Genomic DNA, 20,823 nt, shown 5'->3' with positions numbered 1-20,823 from the left:
CCTTGCCTACACGAGGAGCTCGAGCCCCCGCGTGAAGAAATCGCGGGCGATCACGACCTCGTGCACCTCGTCCGGGCCGTCCGCGATCCGCGCGCTCCGCGCATGGCGGTACCAGGCCGAGAACGGCAGGTCTTCGCTGTACCCGAGGCCGCCGTGCATCTGGATCGCGTCGTCGAGCACGTCGCAGAGCAGCCGCGCCACGTGGAGCTTCGCCATCGACGAGTACGGACGCGACTCCTTGTCGAGCCCCTTCTCCAGCATCGACGCGCAATGGTAGGTCATCAGGTTGCCCGCGTGGATCCCGAGCGCGTGGTGCGCGATCTTCTGCTGGATGAGCTGGTGTTGCGCGAGCTTCTTGCCGAAGCTCTCGCGCGTCACGAGGTACTCCTTGCACATCGAGAGCGTGCGATCGGCGAGGCCGAGCCAGCGCATGCAATGGGTCAGGCGCGCCGGCACGAGCCTTTGCTGCGCGAGCCGGAACCCCTCGCCCACGCCCTTGAGCACCGCGTCGTCGCTCACGCGCACGCCGTGGAACGCGAGCTCGCCCTCGCGGTGATCGAGCAGCGGCTCGGACATCGTCGGGATGTCACGCACGTACTCCACGCCCGGGGCATTCCGATCCACGAGGAACATCGTCGCCCCGCCCTTCGGATCGTCGCTCGTCCGCGCCATCAGGATGAGGAACGCGGCGTCCCTTCCGCCCGTCGAATACCACTTGCGCCCCGTGATCACCCAGCCGCTCCCGTCGCGCTCGGCGCGGGTGCGCAGATTCGAGGGATCCGCGCCGGCGCCGGGCGCAGGTTCGGTCATGCAAAACGCGCTCGTGATCAAGCCGTCCGCGAGCGGGCGCAGATAACGCTCCTTCATCGCGTCGGTGCCCACGCCGAGCAGCAGATCCATGTTGCCCTGGTTCGGCGCGTCGCAGTTGAACACCTTCGCGCCCACGGGCGAGCGGCCCATCTCGCGGAACAGCGCGCACATGCCCATGATGCCGAGCCCGCGCCCGCCGTACGCCGGCGGCAAATGCGGCACCCATAGGGCCTCGGCCTTCGCCTCCGCTTGCAGCCGCGACAAGGTCTCGCGTTTGCCCTCGTGATCCTCGGCCACGATCTTCGCTTCGCTCGGGACGACGCGCTCCTCGACGAACGCCCGCACCTTCTGCCGAAGCTCGGCGATTCCCGGGTCCAATTCGAAATTCATGCTCGCCTCTCCGTTCGCCTCGCGTATCGCCCGCGGCCTTGCGGCGCGCGTCGCACGCTTCATACCATGCCCCATGAGCGTGCGCGTCGAACGATCGGGCCCCGTCACCACCGTCCTCCTCGACCGGCCGGAGCGGCGCAACGCCGTCGACCGCGCCACCGCCGAGGCGCTCGCCGATGCCTTCCGCGCCTTCGAGAGCGACCCGCACGCGTCCGTCGGCGTGCTGCACGGCGATCACGGCACGTTCTGCGCGGGCGCGGATCTCAAATCGATCGCCGCGGGCGCGCCGAACCGCGTCGACGCCGAGGGCGACGGGCCGATGGGCCCCACGCGTATGCTTTTGCAAAAGCCCGTCATCGCGTCCGTCGCGGGCCACGCCGTCGCCGGCGGGCTCGAGCTCGCGCTCTGGTGTGATCTCCGGATCGTCGAGCAAGACGCGGTGCTAGGCGTGTTCTGCCGTCGCTTCGGGGTCCCGCTCATCGATGGCGGAACCGTCCGCTTGCCGCGCCTCATCGGGCTCGGCCGCGCGCTCGATCTCATCCTCACGGGCCGGCCGGTCGACGCCGACGAGGCTTTGCGGATCGGCCTCGCGAACCGCGTCGTCCCCAAGGGCCACGCACGGGAGGCTGCCGAGAAACTCGCGCACGAACTCGCGGCATTCCCGCAGCTATGCATGCGCGGCGACCGCCTGAGCGCTTACGAGCAGTTCGACCTGCCCCTCGGCGAGGCATTACGCAACGAGCTTCGCCACGGCCTCAACGCATTGAGCGGCGAATCCCTCGAAGGCGCTTCCCGCTTCACCCAAGGCGCGGGCCGTCACGGCGGAACTATCGCCTAACCGTTCAATCCACGCCTACCCGTTCAACCCACGCCTACCCGTTCAACCCACGCCCGGGGGGGTTTGGGGGCACAGCTCCGCTTGCGGAGCGGAGCCCCCATCGTAAAAAACCCCCATCGTAAAGTCGCGTTACCTCGGCGTCTCCCAGTCATCATCCGCTGAGATTCCGCCCTCGTTCCACGTCCAGATGATCTTCTGGTACGTGAACGCGATCTCTTCGCGCTCGGGGAGCTGCGACGCGATTTTGCCGCGCGTGTTCGGCATCCGGAAGATGATCGAGCTGATGTTCGCGTTCTCGAGGCGCACCGTGTAGTGCTGCTTCTCGATGCCGGTTTTGTCCGGCGTGTAGAACTGGAGCTCGAAGCTCTTGATGTTCTCGTTGTTGGAGAGAACGCTGTAGAGCAGCGGCGAGGACCGATCGAGGACCTTGGTCACGACGAACGGCTTGTGCACGCGTTTGCCCGTGGGACGACCGCTCGCTGGGTCGCGTGGGCTCACGATCTCGTGCATGGCCGCGATGACCTGAATCGATCCTTCGCGTCCTTTTTGCGTGACCGAGCCCAGGATTGCGCCCTGTTTTTCCGCGACGATTCTCAAGTGCGCGTTCAGGGCCATCGGGGATCCATCGAGCCTCGGCACCAATCTTGGAAGAGCTTACTCTGCCCCCGTCCTACGGACAAACGAAAACCGGGCGGCACGTTGGCCGCCCGGCTGATTTCGCTGGGTGTTAACCCAACATCAGACGATCGGCGTCTCCCAGTCGTCCTCGGCCGTGATGCCGCCCTCGGTCCACGTCCAGATGATCTTCTGGTACGTGAACGCGATCTCCTCGTACTCGGCGTACTTCATGAGATCGGGGTTCCGGTTGTTCGGCATGCGGAAGTTGATCGACGCGATGTTCGCGTTGATCAGCTTCACCGTGTAGTGGTTCACCTCGGTGCCGACGCCCTGCTGCGCCTTCACCTGCGGCGTGAAGTGCTTGAGCTCCCACTCCGAGATGTTCTCGTTGTTCACGAGCGAGCTGTAGAGCAGCGGCGACGCCTTATCGAGCTCCTTCGTCACGATGAAGGGCTTGTGCATGCGCTTGCCAGTCGGCAGGCCGCTCGCCGGATCGCGGGGGCTCATGATCTCGTGCGAGACCGCGATGATCATGATGCTGTTCTCGCGACCCTTCTGGGTCACGGAGCCCTTGATCTCGCCCTGCTTCTGCCCCTTCAGACGGAGATATGCATTGAGAGCCATGTTGACCTAACCTGTTCCTTCGTCGGCAATCTACCTGGACTCAGTCTACGCCCCATTGCGCGCTGGCAGATATCTCACCCCTCGGGAACGAGATGGTTCACCGGATTCGACCGTTGCCGAACCCGCGACCTCACGGCACCGAGAAGGTCACCGTGTGGTGGGTTCGTATGTTCGGAGTTTCTGCCCGGCCGTCAAGCATTTCTTCGATCGCCCCCTCTCCTCTTTTTGCGCGCCCCCGCCTCCGTCCGGCGCGTGTGCACGGTAGGCGTAATATTTCCAGGACGACAAAACGAAAGCCGACCCCATGCCTGCGCCGATCTATCCGGATTCACATGGGATCCAGAGAAAGCGCAGCGACGGGGCGGCTTTCGTTGCAAAAGAATTGACGAGCGCGGGACGGGTGTGCATCGGGGCCGATCGCCCCGCCGAACCGCGAGATCTAGAAGCCCGACGCTTCGCCTTCGGCCCACGTCGCGGCCCACGACATCGACGCCGTCGAGCGCGAGAGGCCGTAGTTCCCGCGCGGATCGATCGCGACAGCGCCGCCCGTCGATCCAATCCGGGCGCGCAAATGCTCGATCGAGCGGCGGAGCGCCTCCTCCGCGGCCACGCCCCCGCGCATGTGCTCCACGGCCGTCCGCGCGATGCAGAGCCGGATCATGCCCTCGCCGTGGCCCGTCGTGGACACCGCGCCCGCCTCGTCGTCGGCATACGTGCCCGCGCCGATGATCGGCGAGTCGCCCACGCGCCCCACGCGCTTGTTCACCATGCCGCCCGTGCTCGTCGCCGCCGCGAGAAGCCCATGACCGTCGAGCGCCACCGCGCCGATCGTGTTGCCCGCCCAGCCCATCGGCACCGCACCCGCCCGCGCCGTCGCGAGCGCCTCGCGCGCCGCCTCCGTGACGAGCGCCTCGTCCCCGACCGGGACGAAGCCACGCGCGCGGGCAAACCGCGATGCGCCTTCGGACGCGTAAAGCACGTGGCGCCCATCGTCGAGCGCGGCGCGCGCGATCGAGATCGGATTCGCAAAGCCGCGCAGATCGCACACCGCGCCGGCCGCGAGGCCACGCCCCTCCATGATCGAAGCGTCGTGCGCGACGCGCCCTTCCTCGTCGAGGCACGCGCCCGTGCCCGCGTTGAAGAGCGTGTCGTCCTCGAGCACGCGCGCGGCGCGCTCCACGGCGTCGAGCGCGCTGCCGCCCTGCCGCAGCACTTCGAGGCCCGCGCGCGCGGCGCGGAGACAACCTTCCGCGTGTTTCGCGCGACGCTCGGGTTTGACGTTGCCGGCGCCGCCGTGCACGACGACGCCGAACCGGCCCAGGAATCCGCCCTGCGATACGATCGGTTCGCTCATCGGGGAGGGGCGGGACGGTAGCGCGAGACGAGCACATGCGCGAGCAGGACGAGCGGCGGGACGCACACGACGAACGCGCTCGCGCGGCCGGCCGCGACGAACTGGAACGCGGCGATCATGGCGACGACGAGGAGCACGGCGAACGCGGCGCGGCCGGACGAACCCCCGTCCCGCGTGGCCCCGAGCGGCGCGGCGAACGCGAGGAGCACGAGCGCGATCCCGACGGCCGCGCGACGCTCCCCGACGGCCGCCCCTGCCGAGGCCTCCGAGGCGCGCGCAGCGACCTCGAGCGCGCCGCCAGGCCCGAGCCTCGTGCCGCGGATCGCGTCACGCATGCCACCGTCCGGTTCGGCGATCCAGGCGCTCGGTGCCGCGGGCCTCGGGAACAGCGGTTCGAGATCGGCGAGATCGGCGAACACGAGGGCGGGTCCGATCGCCGCGACGATCACCCCGCCGAGCACGGCGCCGCGCATCACACGGAAAGGATCCGCGCCGAGTGCTTCGAGCGCGCGCGCCTCTCCGCGTGCACGAGCGATCCTCGCCGCCGCGAGCGCGCCGATCCCGCCCGCCGCCGGCGCGAGCGCCGCGCAGAGCGCCGCACGTCGCGCGAAACCTCCACCCTCGTCCGTCGCCGTGACGACGAGCAGCACGACACACCCGACGAGCGCGGCGATGCCGAGCGCCCGGCGCGCGAGGTTCCTGTCGTAGGCCGAGAGCATCAGGGCGGCGCGACGGTCCGCTCGGCCGAGAGCACGTACGTCATCGTGCACGGCAGCGCCGCGAAGGTCGGCTGCGCGCCCGTCACGAGGTCCCCGCAGTCCGAACCTTGCGACGGCGTGAACGAATACGCGAGCTCGCCCGTAAAGCCGCCCTCGTCCTCGTCGAGCAGCCCTTCGGCGCGATCGCCGCGCACGATCGTGCAAGGAGGCAGGTTGCTCGGTGTCTCGCCCGCGCGCATGTCGACGACGAGGCTCGTCGTGAAGGAGAAACGTCGACCGTCGGAGCCGAGCGTCCCGGGGGTGACCTCGGCGCCGCTGTCCCAGTAGAGATCGCCATCGCCGCGCGAGAGGCGGACCTCAAACTCCCACGTCGCGGGCGAGCCGAGCGCGTTCTGCCCGCACGTCGTCGTCTCGCGCGTGGCGGAGACCTCGTACGTGCCGAGAAACGTACCGGGGTGATGGGGATCGACCTTGCCGTCGCCGCAACCCACGAAGAAGAGCGCCCCGACGAGGCCGACGAGGAAGGTATTTCCAGCGGAGAGCAACATCGCCGTGAGCGTGGCGCGCTCCGCTGCACGAGCACAAAAAAAGAGCGGGCCGGAGGTCTCACCTCTGGCCCGCTCAGGCCCCACATCCCTGTCCTGGATTCCGCGTCGACTCCCGTCGATGTCGAGATCCAAGCGGAGGCCAACTCTGACCCGGCCCGCCGGTGAAGAGGCGCGCCCTATGGCGCCTCCATGCCGGAGGACCTGATGCCCAGCAGCGCGAACGCCGCTACGAGCACCTCGTGATGGTCAGTAGCCCGAAGCCTCCGGGTTAGAGCCACGGGTGTTCTGCATGGTGACCATCCCTCCTCCGGCTTGCCGGCACCCCGTTGCCGAGCCTGCGCTTGCGCGCTCGGCAGGCGTGGGTGTTCGTTCGATGCATCGTCGTGCCAAGGGCGCGGCGATGTGGTTTCGTACCGACGCCAGGGTACTCCCCAGCAGGACCAATCCCGGACGCGAATCCCTCCGGTACTGCTTCGACCCTACCATCTCAGCGTCCACGGTGCAAACCGCGAATCGCGAGAAAACCAGGCGATCGAGCGCTGCTTTGTTGCTCTGTTGCTCTACGCGGACGGCGACGGATCGGTCGGCTCGAAGCTCGCGGCGCCCGCGCTGCCCTGACCTTGCCGCACGCGCGACAGCACCGCATCGAGGAACGACTTCGGATGCACGCCGCTGCGCACGATGCGGCGGCGCTGCGGGAGCGTGACCGACTCGACCGCGAGCGACGTCGCCGTCCCACGCCCGTACGAGGCGAGCGTGACGACCGCCGTCACCTTCGTAGCGTCGTGCGTGCGACAGATCGTCACGGTGCGACGCACCTGCTCATCATCCTCGGACCAGCGCGCGAGCCAGTCGTCGGTCCTCCCGTCTGGCTCGACGATCACGAGCCGCGCGGGCATGGCCACGGCCGGATCCTCGGCGGCCGAGAGCGCCTCGCGAAAGCCGAGCACGAGCCTGCAGGGCAGCGGCTCTGCGGCGTCGCCGGACTCGAGCACGAAGCCCATCTCCCCTTCCTCGCGTTCGCCGCGATCCGATCGCTCGACCCGCGAAGGCGGGCTCTGATCACCGCGCGACGACGGCTTGCCGCTGCCCCCAGGCTCCACCGCGAAGAATGGCGAAATCACTTTCGTGACCACGGCCCGACGATACACGAGCGGCACCCCGAAGCGCGCGAGATTTCGCGTGGGATCCGCGGGTCTCGTGCCTCCGCCCGAGGCGGGAAGACGAGCCCTTCCAGTATCGCCTCGGGGCTTTCCCCGAAGCGCTCCGGTCCCGTCCGGTCCTCCCCTGGGGCCCTGCCCGCACGGGCCCTGCGAAAGGCCGTTTGCGGCGGTCGACCGTGGGGGACTGACGCGCCGCGTGAAGCGACGTGGCTCATCGCACTAGGCAATCGGTCAAGGTCCGCCTAAGGTGTCGCCGAACGTCCGGCCCGCTCTCGTCGCCTTGACCGTCCGTGGCGGCGGGCGCGGCCCTCCTTTCGCACGAAGCGTCGAATGAAGCAGCTCAGCATCCCGCAGATATTTCTGCTCGTCCTCGTCAGTGCCCTCTACTTCTTCCTTCTGTGGTTCGTGGACCGGTCCGTCGACGAGCGCGTGCGCGTCTGGTTCCGGTACCTGGCGGTGATCGGCACGACCGCGCTCGCCACGTTCGGGATCACGAAGCTCACCGACGACCACGCCCGCACCGTCGACATCATGAAGGCGGCGCTCGCCATCACGGCGGCGGGCTGCGTCTTCTACGAGCATCACCGCGCGGCGATGAAGCGCCCGGTCTCCGAGCGCTGGAAGAAGTACATCGGCGTGACGCTCGCGGTCGCGGCCATCGTGGCTTACTTCAACGGGTTCCGCTTCGGATACCCGCAGTATTACCACCGATGGGACCAGTTCCACTATTACATGGGGGCCAAGTACTTCAAGGAAATGGGGTACGACGGCCTTTACAAGTGCTCGCTCATCGCGCAGGACGAGCTCGGGGTCGTCAATTACAAGCACGTGGACGGCCGCGTCGAGCGCATCGACATGACGAAGGAGGTGCGCCACCCGGACAAGAAGATCCGGAACCTCGGCGGCGACAACCTCCTCGTGCCGGCCGCGCAGTTCCTCGAGAACCCCGGCGAGACGTGCAAGAACCATTTCCCGCCGGAGCGCTGGGAGAAGTTCAAGGAAGACGTGAAGTTCTTCCGGGCCGTCTCGGGCAAGGGCTACTGGGAGGACATGCAGAAGGACCACGGGTACAACCCGCCGCCCGTGTGGACCATCATGGGCCGGTTCTTCGCCGAATTGCAGCCGGCCAGCGTGTGGTATTGCCAGCTCCTTTCGGCCCTCGACATCGTGTACACGCTCGGCATGTTCGTCGCCCTATGGTGGGCGTTCGGATGGCGCGTCTTCGCGGTTGGGGCGATCTTCTGGGGCTGCCAGTCGTCGGCGCCGTTCTACTGGACCGGCGGCGCGTTCCTGCGGCAGGACTGGCTCTTTTTCCTCGTCCTCTCGGTCTGCCTCCTCCGCAAGAAATACCCGAAGCTCGCGGGCGCGGCGCTCGTCTATGCCGGGCTCTTGCGTATCTTCCCCGGCCTCTGCGTGGTCGGCCTGCTCGTGACGGTCGGCTGGACGATCGTGCGGAAGCACAAGATGACGCGCGAGCAGGTGCAAATGCTCCTCGGCGGCACGGCCGCGGCGGCGGTGCTCATTCCGCTCAGCCTTGCCGTGTCCGGCCCGCGCTCGTACCACGATTTCTACAAGCACACGCTCGAGGTCCACGACCAGACCCCGCTCACGAACCACATGGGCCTGCGCGTGCTCGTCGCGCACGACATGAAGGCGCAGGCGATCTCGCAGATCGGCGAGGCGCTCACGCCGATCTCGGAGCGGCTCAAGGCCCGCGGCCTCATGAACCCGGACACGGTCCAGAAGATCAGCGACGTGTTCCATTACAAGGATGCCGCGAGCAAGGCCTCCGGGCGCATGAAGTTCACGAAGGACATCAAGCTCATCGATCCCTTCGAGACCTGGAAGAACATGCGCAACGAGCGGTACAAGAAGTACAAGATCGTCGCGTACCTGATCGTCGGCCTCACCCTCGCGCTGAGCATCTGGGTGCAGCGTCGGATCAAGAACCTGTGGGTCGCGCAATGCCTGGGACAGGTCTGGCTGATCCTCTTGTCCCAGCTCACCTGCTATTACTACTCGTTCATGATCCTCTCGGCGCCGCTCACGAAGGTGCGGAGGGATTTCGAGGCCCCGCTCTTCGGCCTCGCGGCGCTGAGCCAGTTCGTGTGGATCAGCTCCTACTGGAACGACGACAAATACACGGCGCTCACCCTGATCTCGCTCGTCTTCTGCCTCGGCCTCTTCCTCGCGCTCATGCCGAAGACGGTGGAGCCGAAGATCGTCCCCCTCCAAGACGAGCCCGACGCGACGCCCCCTGCCAAGGCCTGACGGATTCATCGCCATGAGCACGAACGACACGATCGAGACGCCCCCGCCCGCCGACATCGAGGCCCCTCCGGCGCCGAAAATGCGCAGCGAGCCCGTCCTGCGCGGGCCGAATGAAGAAAAATCCCTCGGCGCGTTCCGCAAGGTGCCGCGGACGGGCGTGATTTACGTGATGGGCGAGGCCACGAAGCACGGCTATCGCCCGGGCGTGGACACGGGCGAGGACGCCTGGTGCAACCTCGGCCAGGGCCAGCCCGAGACCGGGGCCTTGCCGGGCGCGCCGCCGCGCTGCGAGGCCGTGACGATCGCCGGCGACGATCAGGAATATGCGCCCGTCGCCGGCCTGTGGGAGCTACGCGAGGCCATCGCCGATTTCTACAACCGCGCCTACCGGCGGGGCATGCCCTCGCGCTACAGCGCGGAGAACGTGAGCGTCTCCGGCGGCGGGCGCGCCTCGCTTACGCGCGCGGCCGCCGCGCTCGGCCAGATCAACCTCGGCCATTTCCTCCCCGATTACACGGCGTACGAGGAGCTGCTCGACGTCTTCCGCCTCTTCTCGCCCATCCCGATTCTGCTGGAGAGCGAGCGCGGGTATGCCTTCTCGGTGGGCGACCTCCGGCGGGAGATCCAGGGCCGCGGCCTCGGCGCGATCCTCACGTCGAACCCGTGCAATCCGACGGGCAAGCACGTCCGGGGCGAGGAACTCGCCGCATGGGTCGGCACCGCGCGCGACCTCGATTGCACGATGCTCTTCGACGAGTTCTACTCGCATTACGTCTACGGCCTCGGCGGGCCCGCGCCGATGGAGAGCGCGGCGCGGTACGTGGAGGACGTCGATCAGGATCCCGTGGTCATCTTCGACGGATTGACGAAGAACTGGCGCTACCCGGGCTGGCGCGTGACCTGGACCGTGGGCCCGCGCGAGGTGATCGACGCGGTCGCGAGCGCGGGCAGCTTCCTCGACGGCGGCGGCTCGAAGCCGATGCAGCGCGCGGCCGTGCCCCTGCTCGACATGGAGCACGTGCGGGCCGAGACGGCGGCCATTCAGCGGACGTTCTCGAAGAAACGCGACCTCATGCTGGAGGGCCTCCGGAAGCTCGGCATCCAGGTCGACGTGGCGCCCGAGGGGACGTTTTACGTCTTCGGCTCCGTCGCGGACCTCCCGTCGGGCATCAACGACGGGCATTCGTTTTTCCGGGCCGCCCTCGAGCACCGCGTGATCGTCGTGCCGGGCGAGTTCTTCGACGTGAACCCGGGCAAACGAAGGGCGCACCGGGCCTCGCGGTTCCGGCACCACGTGCGCTTCTCGTTCGGCCCCGGCGAGGAGTCGTTGACGCGCGCGCTCGGCCGGCTCGAAAAGATGATCAAGAGTTACACCTGACGCCGAGCGCCCGCTCGAACGTGGCGTCGTCGAGCTCCTGCTCGGCGGCGCGTTCGAGCGCGGCGCGCAGCTCGTCGTTCACCGCCGAGAGAGCAGACCCAAACGCCCGAGCATCCGCCCGACGGCGCGGAAGGCGTCTGCCCGGCCAAACTGAAGCAAGTGGCCGCCGTGGAACGTCTCGAGCGGCGCGTTGAAATGCGCGGCGAGGCGGCGCGCGTGATCCACGGGGGTGATCTTGTCCTCGCTCGCCGCGAGGACGAGCACCTGATCCGAAGGGATCCGCGAGGGCCGCGCGAACGGGCTCACAACGCGGTGCACGGCGTCGAGCTCCTCGTACTGGCGGCGCTGCTCCTCGAGGCTGCCCACGAATCGGCCCGCGGCCCGCGCGACGTCGGCGATCGAGGCGAGCGGGATGATCGGGATCGCAAACGCGACGTGATCATCGACGGTCGAGAGCAAGCTCGTCGAATATCCGCCGAGGCTCATGCCCATGACGCCGACGGCCTCGGATCCGCGATCCCGCAGAAACGAAACGAGCGCGCGCAAATCGAGCACGGTCTGCCGAAAGCCCTCGTTCGTGACGCGCGGATCACTGCCGGGAAACCGCGGCGAAGATTCGTGCGAGCGCACGGCGTGGAAAGGCAACACGAAGAGCGCGACGTCGAGGCCACGGTCGTAGAGCCATTGTACGGGCCAGAGCCGCTCTTCGAGGCGATATTGGCCGCAACGGTACCCGTGAATCAGGATCGCAGCCGGCCGCGCTGGCCCCGCATGCAAAAAGAGCCGCGCTGCCGCGGTGGCGTTCGCCTCGTGCGAAAGGTATCTCTCGCGGACGTCGGCGGCGATCGGCTCGAACCGGCTCGGCCACGTCAGATCCAGCACCGTGCCCGGCTCGTGCCCGCCCATCGGCCGCACCCGCGTGATGGAGGGCGTGATCGGCGCGGGTGTCTGGAAAAACCCAAGCTCGTAATGCTCGGGCAAGTCGTAGATGCTCCGCAAGAGCGCGAGCGCTTCCATGCGCGCCGCGTGACCGAGCGCCTCGGGATCCGGCTGCGACCCCTTGGGCCGGCTGCGCCGGAGGAGCAAGGCACCGCCCACGGCGGTATCGAAGCGCGAGGCCGCAGTGCTGAGAAGGCTGCGTATCACGAAGCATTCCTACCACGGAGAGCGCCCCCGACGGAAGCCTCGGCCCCACGCCGGCCATTGACGCGCGCCGTCGAAGCACGCAACCATGCCGCTTCATGCGCGACGAACCCGCCACGGTGACCGTGTCGATGGACCTGCCCTCCTCGCTGATCTTCCAGCGCCTCCGCGCGCTCGGCCGCGTGATCGGGCTGCGCATCACGCTCGGCGGTCGTACGCTCGATCTCTCCCTCGAAACCGGGGCTTCCGAGCGCTCGCCGTCCTGGTCCGCCGGCGACGTCGAACGTCCGGAGACGCTGAACTTCCGCACACGGGAGCTCGTGGTCGGTGGGCTCCTGTGCCCCAAGCTCTTCGGAGACCCACCTGATCCTCGGCGATGCGCCCACATCGCGATGGTCGACCCCGTGATCCCTTGGCCCGCGCGGCAGCTCCTCGCGCCGCTCCTCGCAATGACCGAGGACGACCTTCTGGAGCTCTCCTACAAGGACCCGGCCGCGCTCCTTTCGTGCATCGGCGAGGCCGAGGCCGCGGGGCGGCGCGTGAATGGTTGGTCCCCGAACGAGCTCGTCTGGTGGTCGATCCCTTTGATCACCCCTCCCCTGCGCGCGGCGAGCGTGGAGGAATCCATGGCGCTCGGGGGCACAGCGAGCTTCGGCCGCGCAATTCACGATGCGTATCGGCGCATCCTGAACCGGAGAAACCGGCTCCGCCGATTGAAGGAGCTCGCGGCGCCGGACGTCATCGTCGAGAACGAGCGCCGGATGGAGATCGAAGCGGTCGACCAGCTCCTCGCGAACCACGAGCTCGAAAAGCCCTGCGTGTACGAGGACGACGAAGAAGGCACGCGAACACCGATGATGGACGCGACCACGCTGTTCCTGGAGGCGCTCACGCCCGCGCTCGTGGAGGTCGCCCAGACAAACCCAGGCGACGGGTGGATTACGAAGGCCGCGAGCCTCCGCGACGCGCGGGGCAGAACGGGCTCACGCATCTCCGCATTGTGGAGCCTCGCGGCCGAACGCCCCCAGGAACCGTTCGGGGAGGAAGGCATGAAAGTGCTCTTGTTCTCGGGACTCGAACATCTCATGAAATGACGTCGGCGGAAGCGGGGTGAGTCGAACACCATGCCGGAGGCACGCACCGAGTAGCAAACGGGCTCGGCCCCACGGCCGATTCTCGCTTCCAAAACGAACGGCGGAAGACGGAGGACTCGAACCCCACACCCGGAGGTGCCCACTGTGTTCGAAACAGGTCTGATCCCTGATCAGTTCGTCTTCCAGCATGGCAGAGAGCAGAGGAGTCGAACCCCGCAGCGAGGCTGCCCTCCGTGTTCAAAACGGCGCCGGGTCCACACCCGAAATGCTCTCCACGGCGGAAGAAGGAGGACTCGAACCTCACACCCCGGAGGGTGCGCACTGTTTTCCAAACAGGCCTGATCCCTGATCAGATCTTCTTCCAGATCCCACGCTCGGCGCCGCAGCGCCGCGTGGGGGGTGAAGGTAGGGGGTCACGTTGGATGGTCATGCTCAGAACCGGCGCCCAGGGCGTCCTCGATCCGCGAGCAACCGCGCCGAGTCGGGCACGTTGGAAGGCGACGCAGCGCTCGTCGAGCGCGCGCCTGCCGGCGATGAAGCCCCGTTCGCCTCGACGATCCGCGAGGCGATCGCGAGCAACAGAACACCAACGAGCACGACTGCAGCGACGGCTGCAGACTCCATGGGCAAACGAATCCGAGCGCCCTCGAATTGATTCGTCTCGAGCGTCACAAATATCTCCTCGGTGAGGGATTGTTCAAAAAAGGTCCCGCGGGCAGCGCCCGGGGAAGCGGCTCCGAATGAGCCCCACGCTCCGCCGCGAAGCGTGGGGAAACCTCAGCTCGCGGCGCAGTAATGCACCCAGATCTCGGGGATCCTGCGCGCGCCGAGCCGGACGACGGGGGCCGCGGGCAACCACCGGGGCTTCTCGGGCTTCTTCAAGAGCTTCATGCCCGCCTGCTCCGGGGTGCGACCACGCTTCTTCGCATTGCAGCTCTGGCAAGACGCGACGATGTTCTCCCATACCGTCCGACCCCCCTGCACGCGCGGCAGGACGTGGTCGTACGTGAGCTCGCCCGCGTCCTTCTGGACGCCGCAGTACTGGCAGCGGAAGTCGTCACGCACGAACACGTTCGTGCGGGAAAACTTAATGCCGCGCTTGTGCGAATTCCCATGACGCTTCAGCCGGACGACGGCCGGCGCGCGAATGGTCATCGTGGGCGAACGAATCTCGTCGTCGTACGTCTCGAGCACCTCCACCTTACCCAAAAAGCTCAGGGTCACGGCGGTCTGCCAGGAGATGACCTGATGTGGCACCATCCAAGGCGTGAGCAGCAGCGTTTGCGCGGTCATGATCCACCTCTCCGTCTACCGTCTCTTCTTCTTCATTGTTCTCTCCAACGGCGATGATCCGGTGCTCGGAGGGGGACTCGAACCCCCAATCGACCGGGTTTGAGCCGGCCACGTTTGCCATTTCGTCACCCGAGCAGCGGGATGATGGTGTCCACGGAGGGAATCGAACCCTCAACGCCCTCACGGGCACGGTATCTGAGACCGCTGCGTTTGCCAGTTTCGCCACGTGGACATGGTCTGGGTGGAGGGATTCGAACCCCCAATCCCCGGCTCCCGACGCCGGTGCTCTAGCCAGATTGAGCCACACCCAGATGATTTGCCGCGAGTCTGGGTGGAGGGATTCGAACCCCCAGTCTCCGGCTCCCAAAGCCGGCGCTCTCCCAAATTGAGCCACACCCAGAGAAATACTGCCATATCGGTGTCATCGGTGGGAGTCGAACCCACACGCCCTCTCGGGCACAGGATCTCAGCCTGTTACGTATGCCATTCCGCCACGATGACATGAGTGTCCACGGAGGGATTCGAACCCCCATCCAAACGGTTTCTAAGACCGCCGCGTTTGCCAGTTTCGCCACGTAGACATGGTCTGGGTGGGGGGATTCGAACCCCCAGTCTCCGGCACCCCGAGCCGGCGCTCTACCAGGTTGAGCCACACCCAGATGCATTCACACATACCCTCGCCAGGAGTCGAACCTGGAACGTCGAGCTTCGGAGGCTCGCGCCTGCAAAGCCGGCAGGACGAGGGCACAGTCTCCCTGCGAGGAGTCGAACCTCGCCAGTCGGATTCGTAAACCGACGCCTGGCCGCCAGGACAGGGAGAGAAAGAGAGGGCGAGTCAGCAGCTCGCCCCCTCGGCGGATTTGCGCACCCGGCGGGAATCGAACCCGCGTCACCAGATTGAGAATCTGGCTGCCTGACCCACTAGCAATACGGGTGCGTGAGCGCGGTGAGGGAGAGTCGAACTCCCATCCCGAGTATGGCACACTCGGATTCTGCCGTTGAACCACCACCGCAATTCGTGGAATGACGGGGATTCGAACCCCGATCTCTGCCGTGCGAGGGCAGTGTTCTACCCAGGTTGAACCATCACCCCATTCGAAGGCGCCCCCGAGGAGGATCGAACTCCCCTCGCCCGATCGACAATCGGGCTGCCTCACCAGATGCATACGAGGGCAAACGAGAGTGGAGAAGGCCGGATTCGAACCGGCGACCCCCTGACTGCCAGCCAGGTGCTCTACCCACTGAGCTACGACCCCAGAGGGGAGCCGCCCAGAGACACCGCCTGGCCTCCCGCTCATGGCCATGGTGTCTCCGAGCGACTCCTGCGAACGAGTGGAATGACGGGGACTCGAACCCCGATCCCTGCCGTGCAAGGGCAGTGTTCTTCCGTTGAACCATCACCCCGAACCGTGACATCTGCGCCGTCGACGGGACTCGAACCCGTGTCCGCCTCATAGAATGATAACCTTCCCCTGCCGGCCCGACTCGGACGAGTTGTCGGAAAAGGTATTTTAGGTGCTCTACCCACTGAGCTACGACAGCAAAAACATGGGACAATTGCGATAACCATCATCGTTCGGCCCGGCCCCCGGGCGAGGGTTTGATGACGGGTGTACACGACGATTGTCCCAGCGCCCCCGGGGGGATTCGAACCCGCCCTCACCTGATCGACAATCAGGCTGCCTCACCAGAGAGCATACGGGAGCAAACCGGGCGAGGAGGCGCGTGTGGAGGCACGCGCCCCTTCGTCCTTCGACTGCAATTCAGGCCCTCGAGAAATCGGCCATTACCTGCGGTGCGGCCGCGTCGAAGCCCACGACGTCCAGCATGCCGGGGTCCTGCGGATCGGCAATCGTGAAGCCCGTGGAGGTCATGCCGACCACGACGAGCTTTGCGGGACGGCCCATCGCCTGACGGTAGTTGCGAAGCGCCTGGAACGGATGAATCTCACCCGCCCAGGTCTCGCTGTCCGTGTAGACGACAAACGTGTCGACCTCGACCTTGTTCTTCTGAGCCCAGATCATCGGCAGCGCGCAGTCCGTGCCGCCGAAGGGCAAACCATTCACCATGCCGAGCACGTCGTCGAGGCGTTGCTTCGGCGACAGAGGCAAAGACATGACGCCCGAGACGCCGCGAGGGCCAAATGCACCGCCCGCGGAGGCGAAGGCCAGGGTGCCGAACGACGGCTCGATGCGCGCCGTCGCCATTGCCATGGCCGCGCTCGCGACCCGAGGCGTGAGGCCCGGGATCCCCGCGATCGCGCCCGAATCCATCGAGCCCGATACGTCGAGGGCGAGCAGGTGCTTTTTCCCCGTCGGCTCGATGGACCGGAATGCGAGGTAAAACGCCTCGTCCAAGGCGTCCACGATCTCGCGCACCGGCTCCCAGGTGAGCGCGTTTTCGCGCTTCTGGGCACGCTCGCCCCGGCCTTGCGCATAGACGCGCAATGCGGAGAGAACGCTCACCGGGTGCATCCGGGCCCGCCGGAGCCGCTCGACGTCCGTGAGGCGCGTGGCCACGAGCCTCGCGGCCGCGCTCATGGGCGCGAGCAACCCGACGGCGGTCATCTTGCCGAGGTTCCGGAGCAGCGCCGTCTGCGGCATGTGGGGGAGCAGCGCTTCCCACACGGCAGGGTCGTTCTTCCACTCCGTGGGCACCATCTCGTGCGTGAGCCGATGCTCGCGCACGAGCGTGACGAGCCGCTCGCGCGGCGCATCCTTGGCCTCCTCGAAGGCCCGCACGAGGGCCGGCAGCTTCTCGGGGTCGAGCGCGCCGCCCTTGGCAGCCTCGTTCTTCACGGCGCCCATCCCGCCGACGATCCAGCGGTACATCGCGCCGTGCTCGTCCGTGACGGGCGTCGGGTGCGAGAGCCGCAAGAGGTCCTTGTGGCTCCAGCCGTCCCGCTGCCGGTATTTCACGGCCTGGTAGGCCACTTCATCCGCGCTCTTGCCCTGGTACCACGCGCCGATCGCGCTCCGAAGGCCGCGGCCCCAGCGCCGGAAGCCCTCCACCGCTCGCGCGAAGTGAAAGAGATCCGTTCCAGTGCGACAAACCTCCGGCAAGGCCACGAGCGCGGACTTGCGGACCTCGGGACGGGCGTGCCCCGCGGCCATCGCCAAGGCGAAGATCGCGGGCTCGTTCTTGGGCGCGCGGCCCGAGCGGCTGATTTCGACGATCCGCCGGACCGTCCGCTCGCCGTCCGCGTCGAGGCAACGGCCGAGAACACGCGCGTTGTCCTGCGTCAAAGCGCGCTCGGTGGCGTAGTAGGTGCCGCCCTCGCAGCCGAGGACGAGCCACCGGTCGAGGCGGGCCCAGTCGTCGAGCTCGAAGACGAAGCCGCCGGCGTCGTTTTCGACCTGATCGGGCCGCGCCTTGTCCTTTTGCCGGGTGAACAGCGCGGCGAAGTGCTGGATGTAGTTGGCCATGGGAACCTCCGGCCCGCGCTGCGGGCGAGCGAAAAAAAGCAAGCAAACGAAAGAGCGACAGATGAGCGTTTTGATCTCGGGCTTTTGCACCAATTTTCAGTTGGGTAACCGAGACCCTCCGACCCGTCCCTCGGTTGGACGTACGGGAATCGAACCCGCCTTCGCAGGGTCACAACCTGCCCTCATCAGCCAGATGAGTAACGTCCACGCAATGGCGCCCCGTGGGGGAGTCGAACCCCCGGCAACCGGATTGAAAGGCCGGTATCCTGACCGCTAGACGAACGGGGCTTGATGAAAGGGGGGTTGGTGGTGAGGTCGCCGGGCCCGTTTCAAGGAGCACGGCGACCCCACCACCACCAGAAGCGGAGCCCTCGCCCGGAATCGAACCGGGAGACCCTGGATACGAAGCAGGGCGCTCGACCATCGAGCGACGAGGGCAAAAGGCGGCTCCAACGGAGGGATTCGAACCCCCATCACCTCGCTTAACAGGCGAGTGCTCTACCGGCTTGAGCTACGTTGAAACGCGCAGGGGCGACATGCCCCTGCGGCATCGCGTTGTGTATCGATATCGATTGTCATAGAACGAGTCCCGCCTCCGAAGAGGAGGGATGCGTCGTGGATCCGGAGGGGATCGAACCCTCGCCTGCCGCTTAAGAGGCGGCTGCTCTACCCTTGAGCTACGAATCCGAAGCAGACGGCGCATCGCGGGCGCACGTCTCCTCGAGCGCGTGGGTTCACGCGCCGGTGTGGACGGGAGGACTCGAACCTCCAAGCAAACGCGGATGGTTTACAGCCACCTGGGCTCACCCATGCCCAGCGTCCACGTGTCGGGCTATCGATAAACTTGCTGCGCGCCTCGAATCGTCGGTCGGGCTCCTCGGAATACAAGAGTATTCCTGCGTCGCCCTCCCTAGCTTCGAGGCGCTCGCGGCGTTTCTCGACAGCCCGTCAATCTTTCCCAGGGCCCCCACTGCCGCGCTGCCTGCGCAAAACGACGAAGGCCGCCTGGGGTTTCCCGGGCGGCCTCCTCGGACACGTCACGTCGTGACGATCCTAGGATCCACCCGTATCGAGCGGCTCGAGACCACGCACCGGGCTCGATTCGTTCGCCGCATGATCTTGCGAAGGGCTCCGCAGGAGGCCCGAGAGGCCCTCGCCCAGCAGCTCGCCGGCGCTCCCCTTCGCGTCCTCGTTATACAGATACTTGCCCATCGCTCTTCCCTCGCCCCTTTATCTTTACTTCGTTTCGACGTTCGGGTCAACCATTTTATTCTCCGTCCCGTCGATTTTATTTTCATCGTCTGCCGTCATTGCATTCGGCAGATGGAGGATCCGGGAGGCCTCGAACCTCCACGCTTCCGCTTCAGAGGCGGACGCTCTGCCCATTGAGCTACGGATCCAAATCCACGTCCCCCGCGTCCCCGCCGCCGCGCTCGCAGCGCAAAAACGAAGAAGGCCGCCAGGTTTCCCGGGCGGCCTCCTCGGACACGTCACATCGTGACGATCCTAGGATCCACCCGCATCGAGAGGCGCGAGACCACGCTTCGCCATCGCGCGCGATTCGCTCGCCGCCTGATCACGCGAAGGGATCTGCAACCCCGAGACCCCGAAGAGGCCGGCGCACGGCAGCTCGCCGGCGTTCCCCTTCGTGTTCTCGTGATACAGACGCTTGCCCATCGCCATTCCCTCGCCCGTCTCTCTACATTCATTTCGACGTTCAGTCAACCATTTCATTCGTCGACCCGTCGATTTTATTTTCGCATCTCGTCTGCCACGCTCATCACGCAGCATGGAGGATCCGGGAGGGCTCGAACCTCCACGCTTCCGCTTCAAAGGCGGACGCTCTGCCCATTGAGCTACGGATCCACATGAGAGAGCCCATCCCGCGTGTTCACGCGCAGGCGCTCTCCCCTGCCCTTCCCCGTCCCCTCGCGTTTCGTTGTACATCCATTTCGACGTTCGAGGCAAGGAAATGTTTTGGTCGGTTCGTCGATTTTATTTTCGTCTCTTTCCAACCCCGTTCGCTTCGAAATGAATCATCAAGCTTCTCTCTATAAGGAGGTGGATCCGGGAGGACTCGAACCTCCACACTTCCGCTTAAAAGGCGGCTGCTCTACCCATTGAGACTACGGATCCGCATTCTTCGAATACACCTCGGGCATCATCGCATCGAAATCGATGCGATCCCTCGTCGAGGACACACCACGGACCCGGCACGCGCGCGCCCTCGATGCGAATGCAATCGATACACGCCTGCCCCGGAGCGCATCACGCGCCCTCACGCTCGTTCTTCCAAACGAAGCCCAAGAAGGCCCCACGCCCCGCTCTGCGAAGCGCGAAGAGCCAAAGAAAGCCCCGCTCGATACACCTCTCCCCGCAAAGGACCTCAAGACGAGGCCCCATTCGAGGACAAAACACACCCCTTCCACCCCGCCCACGATGTTCTCAAACGAAGAACGCCGCGGGGAGGCCAATCAGGCTCGAAACACTTGCTGCGCCCCCTGGATCGTCAGTCGTCGTGCTCGGAATACCGGCGTATTCCTGCACCCTTCTTCCTGGCTCCAGGACATCCGCGGCGTTTCTCGAGGGCTGAAAAACGCCGAAGGCCGCCTGGGATCTCCCGAGGCGGCCTTCGCAGTCGTCAGAATGACGCTTGCTCTACCGCCTAGGTGCCTTCCTCCGGGTTGCCGAGTTGCCGCGAATCACGAAGCGTATACCCGCGAAACGACTCGGTTTTACCGGACTTGGGCGCCAGATGACTCGCCCGCTGCAACCCACCGAACGCCACGCACGCGACGCCCGCTGCCATCAGCTCGGCTCGTTCGTGGTTTCGGTCGGTCGCGGGGCGGATCAACATGTAGAAACTCTCCGGCGAGAGATACTCGTCTCGGATCGACTTTGCAACAAAAAAGTTCCCGCTTATCTCATTTTCTTTTGGCTCCCCGTCGTGAACACGCATCGAGAACGAGATGCGCACCCCCGCCGAGGCCCATGACGCCCTGCATCGCGGATGCCACGGGCGGAGACCGCCCCGGGCGGCTAGCAAAGTGCCGTCATCGGGACGCTATGGAACGACGGCCCTCGCTGGTAGAGTCGCCGCCCTTCCCAGCCCCGGGGACCCACGAAGCCCCCCGATGGCGCGAGAGATCGCGCTC

17 protein-coding genes and 26 tRNA genes are annotated in these 20,823 nt (G+C 66.3%); 4 read left to right on the top strand and 39 right to left on the bottom strand.

The window, feature by feature from the left end:
- Positions 1–6: 6 nt before the first annotated feature.
- Positions 7–1,200: an acyl-CoA dehydrogenase family protein gene (locus QHF89_RS14065; protein ID WP_284720459.1), complete on the bottom strand. Its 1,194-nt coding sequence runs from the start codon at positions 1,198–1,200 to the stop codon at positions 7–9.
- A gap of 73 nt (positions 1,201–1,273) precedes the next feature.
- Here QHF89_RS14065 and QHF89_RS14060 point away from each other — a divergent pair, with 73 nt between their 5' ends.
- Positions 1,274–2,038: a crotonase/enoyl-CoA hydratase family protein gene (locus tag QHF89_RS14060; protein WP_136933240.1), complete on the top strand. Its 765-nt coding sequence runs from the start codon at positions 1,274–1,276 to the stop codon at positions 2,036–2,038.
- A 129-nt stretch (positions 2,039–2,167) separates the two neighbouring features.
- Here the strand turns inward: QHF89_RS14060 and QHF89_RS14055 are convergent, their stop codons facing one another.
- The 6 genes from QHF89_RS14055 to QHF89_RS14030 all read right to left on the bottom strand — a co-directional run bounded on the left by QHF89_RS14055 (position 2,168) and on the right by QHF89_RS14030 (position 7,037).
- Complete coding sequence (locus QHF89_RS14055) at positions 2,168–2,653, bottom strand: Hcp family type VI secretion system effector (RefSeq protein WP_136969700.1); 486 nt, start codon at positions 2,651–2,653, stop codon at positions 2,168–2,170.
- A gap of 123 nt (positions 2,654–2,776) precedes the next feature.
- On the bottom strand, positions 2,777–3,280 hold the full coding sequence (tssD, locus tag QHF89_RS14050) for a type VI secretion system tube protein TssD (protein ID WP_136933238.1): 504 nt from the start codon (positions 3,278–3,280) through the stop codon (positions 2,777–2,779).
- 439 nt (positions 3,281–3,719) lie between these two features.
- Complete coding sequence (locus tag QHF89_RS14045) at positions 3,720–4,634, bottom strand: isoaspartyl peptidase/L-asparaginase (RefSeq protein WP_136933237.1); 915 nt, start codon at positions 4,632–4,634, stop codon at positions 3,720–3,722.
- The gene (locus tag QHF89_RS14040) at positions 4,631–5,353 is read right to left on the bottom strand and encodes a hypothetical protein (protein ID WP_136969699.1); all 723 of its coding nucleotides are present in this window, start codon (positions 5,351–5,353) and stop codon (positions 4,631–4,633) included. The genes QHF89_RS14045 and QHF89_RS14040 overlap by 4 nt, the downstream gene beginning before the upstream one ends.
- Positions 5,353–5,901, bottom strand: coding sequence for a hypothetical protein (locus QHF89_RS14035; protein ID WP_136969698.1), 549 nt, complete (start codon positions 5,899–5,901; stop codon positions 5,353–5,355). Before QHF89_RS14035 ends, QHF89_RS14040 begins: the two co-directional genes overlap by 1 nt.
- Positions 5,902–6,461: 560 nt before the next feature.
- Positions 6,462–7,037: a hypothetical protein gene (locus QHF89_RS14030; RefSeq protein WP_136969697.1), complete on the bottom strand. Its 576-nt coding sequence runs from the start codon at positions 7,035–7,037 to the stop codon at positions 6,462–6,464.
- Between the two features lie 357 nt (positions 7,038–7,394).
- Between QHF89_RS14030 and QHF89_RS14025 the strand changes: the two genes are divergently transcribed.
- Both QHF89_RS14025 and QHF89_RS14020 read left to right on the top strand, forming a co-directional pair.
- A complete protein-coding gene (locus QHF89_RS14025) occupies positions 7,395–9,335 on the top strand; it encodes a hypothetical protein (protein ID WP_284720458.1) in 1,941 nt (646 codons plus the stop codon).
- 79 nt (positions 9,336–9,414) lie between these two features.
- A complete protein-coding gene (locus QHF89_RS14020; RefSeq protein ID WP_136969713.1) occupies positions 9,415–10,713 on the top strand; it encodes an aminotransferase class I/II-fold pyridoxal phosphate-dependent enzyme in 1,299 nt (432 codons plus the stop codon).
- A gap of 78 nt (positions 10,714–10,791) precedes the next feature.
- On the opposite strand, the gene QHF89_RS14015 is transcribed toward QHF89_RS14020, so the two are convergent.
- The gene (locus QHF89_RS14015) at positions 10,792–11,859 is read right to left on the bottom strand and encodes an alpha/beta hydrolase family protein (RefSeq protein ID WP_136969696.1); all 1,068 of its coding nucleotides are present in this window, start codon (positions 11,857–11,859) and stop codon (positions 10,792–10,794) included.
- A 95-nt stretch (positions 11,860–11,954) separates the two neighbouring features.
- On the opposite strand from QHF89_RS14015, the gene QHF89_RS14010 reads away from it, so the two are divergent.
- Positions 11,955–12,950, top strand: a complete 996-nt coding sequence (locus QHF89_RS14010) for a hypothetical protein (protein ID WP_136969695.1) — start codon at positions 11,955–11,957, stop codon at positions 12,948–12,950.
- A gap of 101 nt (positions 12,951–13,051) precedes the next feature.
- Here the strand turns inward: QHF89_RS14010 and QHF89_RS14005 are convergent.
- From QHF89_RS14005 to QHF89_RS13855, 31 genes are all read right to left on the bottom strand, one after another.
- Positions 13,052–13,134 (bottom strand) — tRNA-Ser (locus tag QHF89_RS14005).
- A gap of 94 nt (positions 13,135–13,228) precedes the next feature.
- Positions 13,229–13,313, bottom strand: a tRNA-Ser gene (locus QHF89_RS14000).
- Positions 13,314–13,727: 414 nt separating this feature from the next.
- Entirely contained in the window at positions 13,728–14,243 is a 516-nt protein-coding gene (locus tag QHF89_RS13995; protein ID WP_136933231.1) for an HNH endonuclease, read from the bottom strand.
- Positions 14,244–14,305: 62 nt separating this feature from the next.
- A tRNA-Leu gene (locus QHF89_RS13990) sits at positions 14,306–14,378 on the bottom strand.
- Between the two features lie 10 nt (positions 14,379–14,388).
- Positions 14,389–14,475 (bottom strand) — tRNA-Leu (locus QHF89_RS13985).
- A gap of 1 nt (position 14,476) precedes the next feature.
- Positions 14,477–14,554: transfer RNA gene (locus tag QHF89_RS13980), tRNA-Pro, on the bottom strand.
- Between the two features lie 15 nt (positions 14,555–14,569).
- Positions 14,570–14,643 (bottom strand) — tRNA-Pro (locus tag QHF89_RS13975).
- A 19-nt stretch (positions 14,644–14,662) separates the two neighbouring features.
- A tRNA-Leu gene (locus QHF89_RS13970) sits at positions 14,663–14,744 on the bottom strand.
- A 5-nt stretch (positions 14,745–14,749) separates the two neighbouring features.
- Positions 14,750–14,824 (bottom strand) — tRNA-Leu (locus QHF89_RS13965).
- A 1-nt stretch (position 14,825) separates the two neighbouring features.
- Positions 14,826–14,902, bottom strand: a tRNA-Pro gene (locus QHF89_RS13960).
- Between the two features lie 204 nt (positions 14,903–15,106).
- Positions 15,107–15,180: transfer RNA gene (locus QHF89_RS13955), tRNA-Glu, on the bottom strand.
- 5 nt (positions 15,181–15,185) lie between these two features.
- Positions 15,186–15,256: transfer RNA gene (locus QHF89_RS13950), tRNA-Gly, on the bottom strand.
- Positions 15,257–15,262: 6 nt separating this feature from the next.
- Positions 15,263–15,336: transfer RNA gene (locus QHF89_RS13945), tRNA-Ala, on the bottom strand.
- A 9-nt stretch (positions 15,337–15,345) separates the two neighbouring features.
- Positions 15,346–15,417, bottom strand: a tRNA-Asp gene (locus QHF89_RS13940).
- Positions 15,418–15,426: 9 nt separating this feature from the next.
- Positions 15,427–15,499: transfer RNA gene (locus tag QHF89_RS13935), tRNA-Ala, on the bottom strand.
- A 77-nt stretch (positions 15,500–15,576) separates the two neighbouring features.
- Positions 15,577–15,647 (bottom strand) — tRNA-Ala (locus tag QHF89_RS13930).
- 15 nt (positions 15,648–15,662) lie between these two features.
- A tRNA-OTHER gene (locus tag QHF89_RS13925) sits at positions 15,663–15,785 on the bottom strand.
- A gap of 90 nt (positions 15,786–15,875) precedes the next feature.
- A tRNA-Asp gene (locus QHF89_RS13920) sits at positions 15,876–15,949 on the bottom strand.
- A gap of 57 nt (positions 15,950–16,006) precedes the next feature.
- Entirely contained in the window at positions 16,007–17,668 is a 1,662-nt protein-coding gene (locus QHF89_RS13915; RefSeq protein WP_136969694.1) for a TROVE domain-containing protein, read from the bottom strand.
- Between the two features lie 134 nt (positions 17,669–17,802).
- Positions 17,803–17,875, bottom strand: a tRNA-His gene (locus QHF89_RS13910).
- Positions 17,876–17,880: 5 nt separating this feature from the next.
- Positions 17,881–17,956: transfer RNA gene (locus QHF89_RS13905), tRNA-Glu, on the bottom strand.
- A gap of 78 nt (positions 17,957–18,034) precedes the next feature.
- Positions 18,035–18,106 (bottom strand) — tRNA-Thr (locus QHF89_RS13900).
- A gap of 9 nt (positions 18,107–18,115) precedes the next feature.
- Positions 18,116–18,189, bottom strand: a tRNA-Asn gene (locus QHF89_RS13895).
- A 95-nt stretch (positions 18,190–18,284) separates the two neighbouring features.
- Positions 18,285–18,355, bottom strand: a tRNA-Lys gene (locus QHF89_RS13890).
- Between the two features lie 58 nt (positions 18,356–18,413).
- Positions 18,414–18,492: transfer RNA gene (locus QHF89_RS13885), tRNA-Tyr, on the bottom strand.
- A gap of 229 nt (positions 18,493–18,721) precedes the next feature.
- A complete protein-coding gene (locus tag QHF89_RS13880; protein ID WP_284720456.1) occupies positions 18,722–18,880 on the bottom strand; it encodes a hypothetical protein in 159 nt (52 codons plus the stop codon).
- Between the two features lie 112 nt (positions 18,881–18,992).
- Positions 18,993–19,068, bottom strand: a tRNA-Gln gene (locus tag QHF89_RS13875).
- A 106-nt stretch (positions 19,069–19,174) separates the two neighbouring features.
- A complete protein-coding gene (locus QHF89_RS13870; protein ID WP_170229569.1) occupies positions 19,175–19,345 on the bottom strand; it encodes a hypothetical protein in 171 nt (56 codons plus the stop codon).
- 113 nt (positions 19,346–19,458) lie between these two features.
- Positions 19,459–19,534: transfer RNA gene (locus QHF89_RS13865), tRNA-Gln, on the bottom strand.
- 196 nt (positions 19,535–19,730) lie between these two features.
- Positions 19,731–19,804 (bottom strand) — tRNA-Lys (locus QHF89_RS13860).
- Between the two features lie 529 nt (positions 19,805–20,333).
- On the bottom strand, positions 20,334–20,645 hold the full coding sequence (locus QHF89_RS13855; RefSeq protein ID WP_284720455.1) for a hypothetical protein: 312 nt from the start codon (positions 20,643–20,645) through the stop codon (positions 20,334–20,336).
- Between the last annotated feature and the right edge of the window lie 178 nt (positions 20,646–20,823).

This window comes from Polyangium sorediatum (assembly GCF_029946465.1).
Classification (GTDB): domain Bacteria; phylum Myxococcota_A; class Polyangia; order Polyangiales; family Polyangiaceae; genus Polyangium; species Polyangium fumosum.
Note: the sequence above shows the minus strand (reverse complement) of the source record. Positions and strands in the feature narration are given on the sequence as shown.

What these genes read in the sequence shown, in the direction of transcription:
- QHF89_RS14065 (WP_284720459.1), bottom strand. Translation starts at nt 1,200, where the DNA reads ATGAATTTCGAATTGGACCCGGGAATCGCCGAGCTTCGGCAGAAGGTG.
- QHF89_RS14060 (WP_136933240.1), top strand. Translation starts at nt 1,274, where the DNA reads ATGAGCGTGCGCGTCGAACGATCGGGCCCCGTCACCACCGTCCTCCTC.
- QHF89_RS14055 (WP_136969700.1), bottom strand. Translation starts at nt 2,653, where the DNA reads ATGGCCCTGAACGCGCACTTGAGAATCGTCGCGGAAAAACAGGGCGCA.
- tssD (WP_136933238.1), bottom strand. Translation starts at nt 3,280, where the DNA reads ATGGCTCTCAATGCATATCTCCGTCTGAAGGGGCAGAAGCAGGGCGAG.
- QHF89_RS14045 (WP_136933237.1), bottom strand. Translation starts at nt 4,634, where the DNA reads ATGAGCGAACCGATCGTATCGCAGGGCGGATTCCTGGGCCGGTTCGGC.
- QHF89_RS14040 (WP_136969699.1), bottom strand. Translation starts at nt 5,353, where the DNA reads ATGCTCTCGGCCTACGACAGGAACCTCGCGCGCCGGGCGCTCGGCATC.
- QHF89_RS14035 (WP_136969698.1), bottom strand. Translation starts at nt 5,901, where the DNA reads ATGTTGCTCTCCGCTGGAAATACCTTCCTCGTCGGCCTCGTCGGGGCG.
- QHF89_RS14025 (WP_284720458.1), top strand. Translation starts at nt 7,395, where the DNA reads ATGAAGCAGCTCAGCATCCCGCAGATATTTCTGCTCGTCCTCGTCAGT.
- QHF89_RS14020 (WP_136969713.1), top strand. Translation starts at nt 9,415, where the DNA reads ATGCGCAGCGAGCCCGTCCTGCGCGGGCCGAATGAAGAAAAATCCCTC.
- QHF89_RS14010 (WP_136969695.1), top strand. Translation starts at nt 11,955, where the DNA reads ATGCGCGACGAACCCGCCACGGTGACCGTGTCGATGGACCTGCCCTCC.
- QHF89_RS13995 (WP_136933231.1), bottom strand. Translation starts at nt 14,243, where the DNA reads ATGACCGCGCAAACGCTGCTGCTCACGCCTTGGATGGTGCCACATCAG.
- QHF89_RS13915 (WP_136969694.1), bottom strand. Translation starts at nt 17,668, where the DNA reads ATGGCCAACTACATCCAGCACTTCGCCGCGCTGTTCACCCGGCAAAAG.
- QHF89_RS13880 (WP_284720456.1), bottom strand. Translation starts at nt 18,880, where the DNA reads ATGGGCAAGTATCTGTATAACGAGGACGCGAAGGGGAGCGCCGGCGAG.
- QHF89_RS13870 (WP_170229569.1), bottom strand. Translation starts at nt 19,345, where the DNA reads ATGGGCAAGCGTCTGTATCACGAGAACACGAAGGGGAACGCCGGCGAG.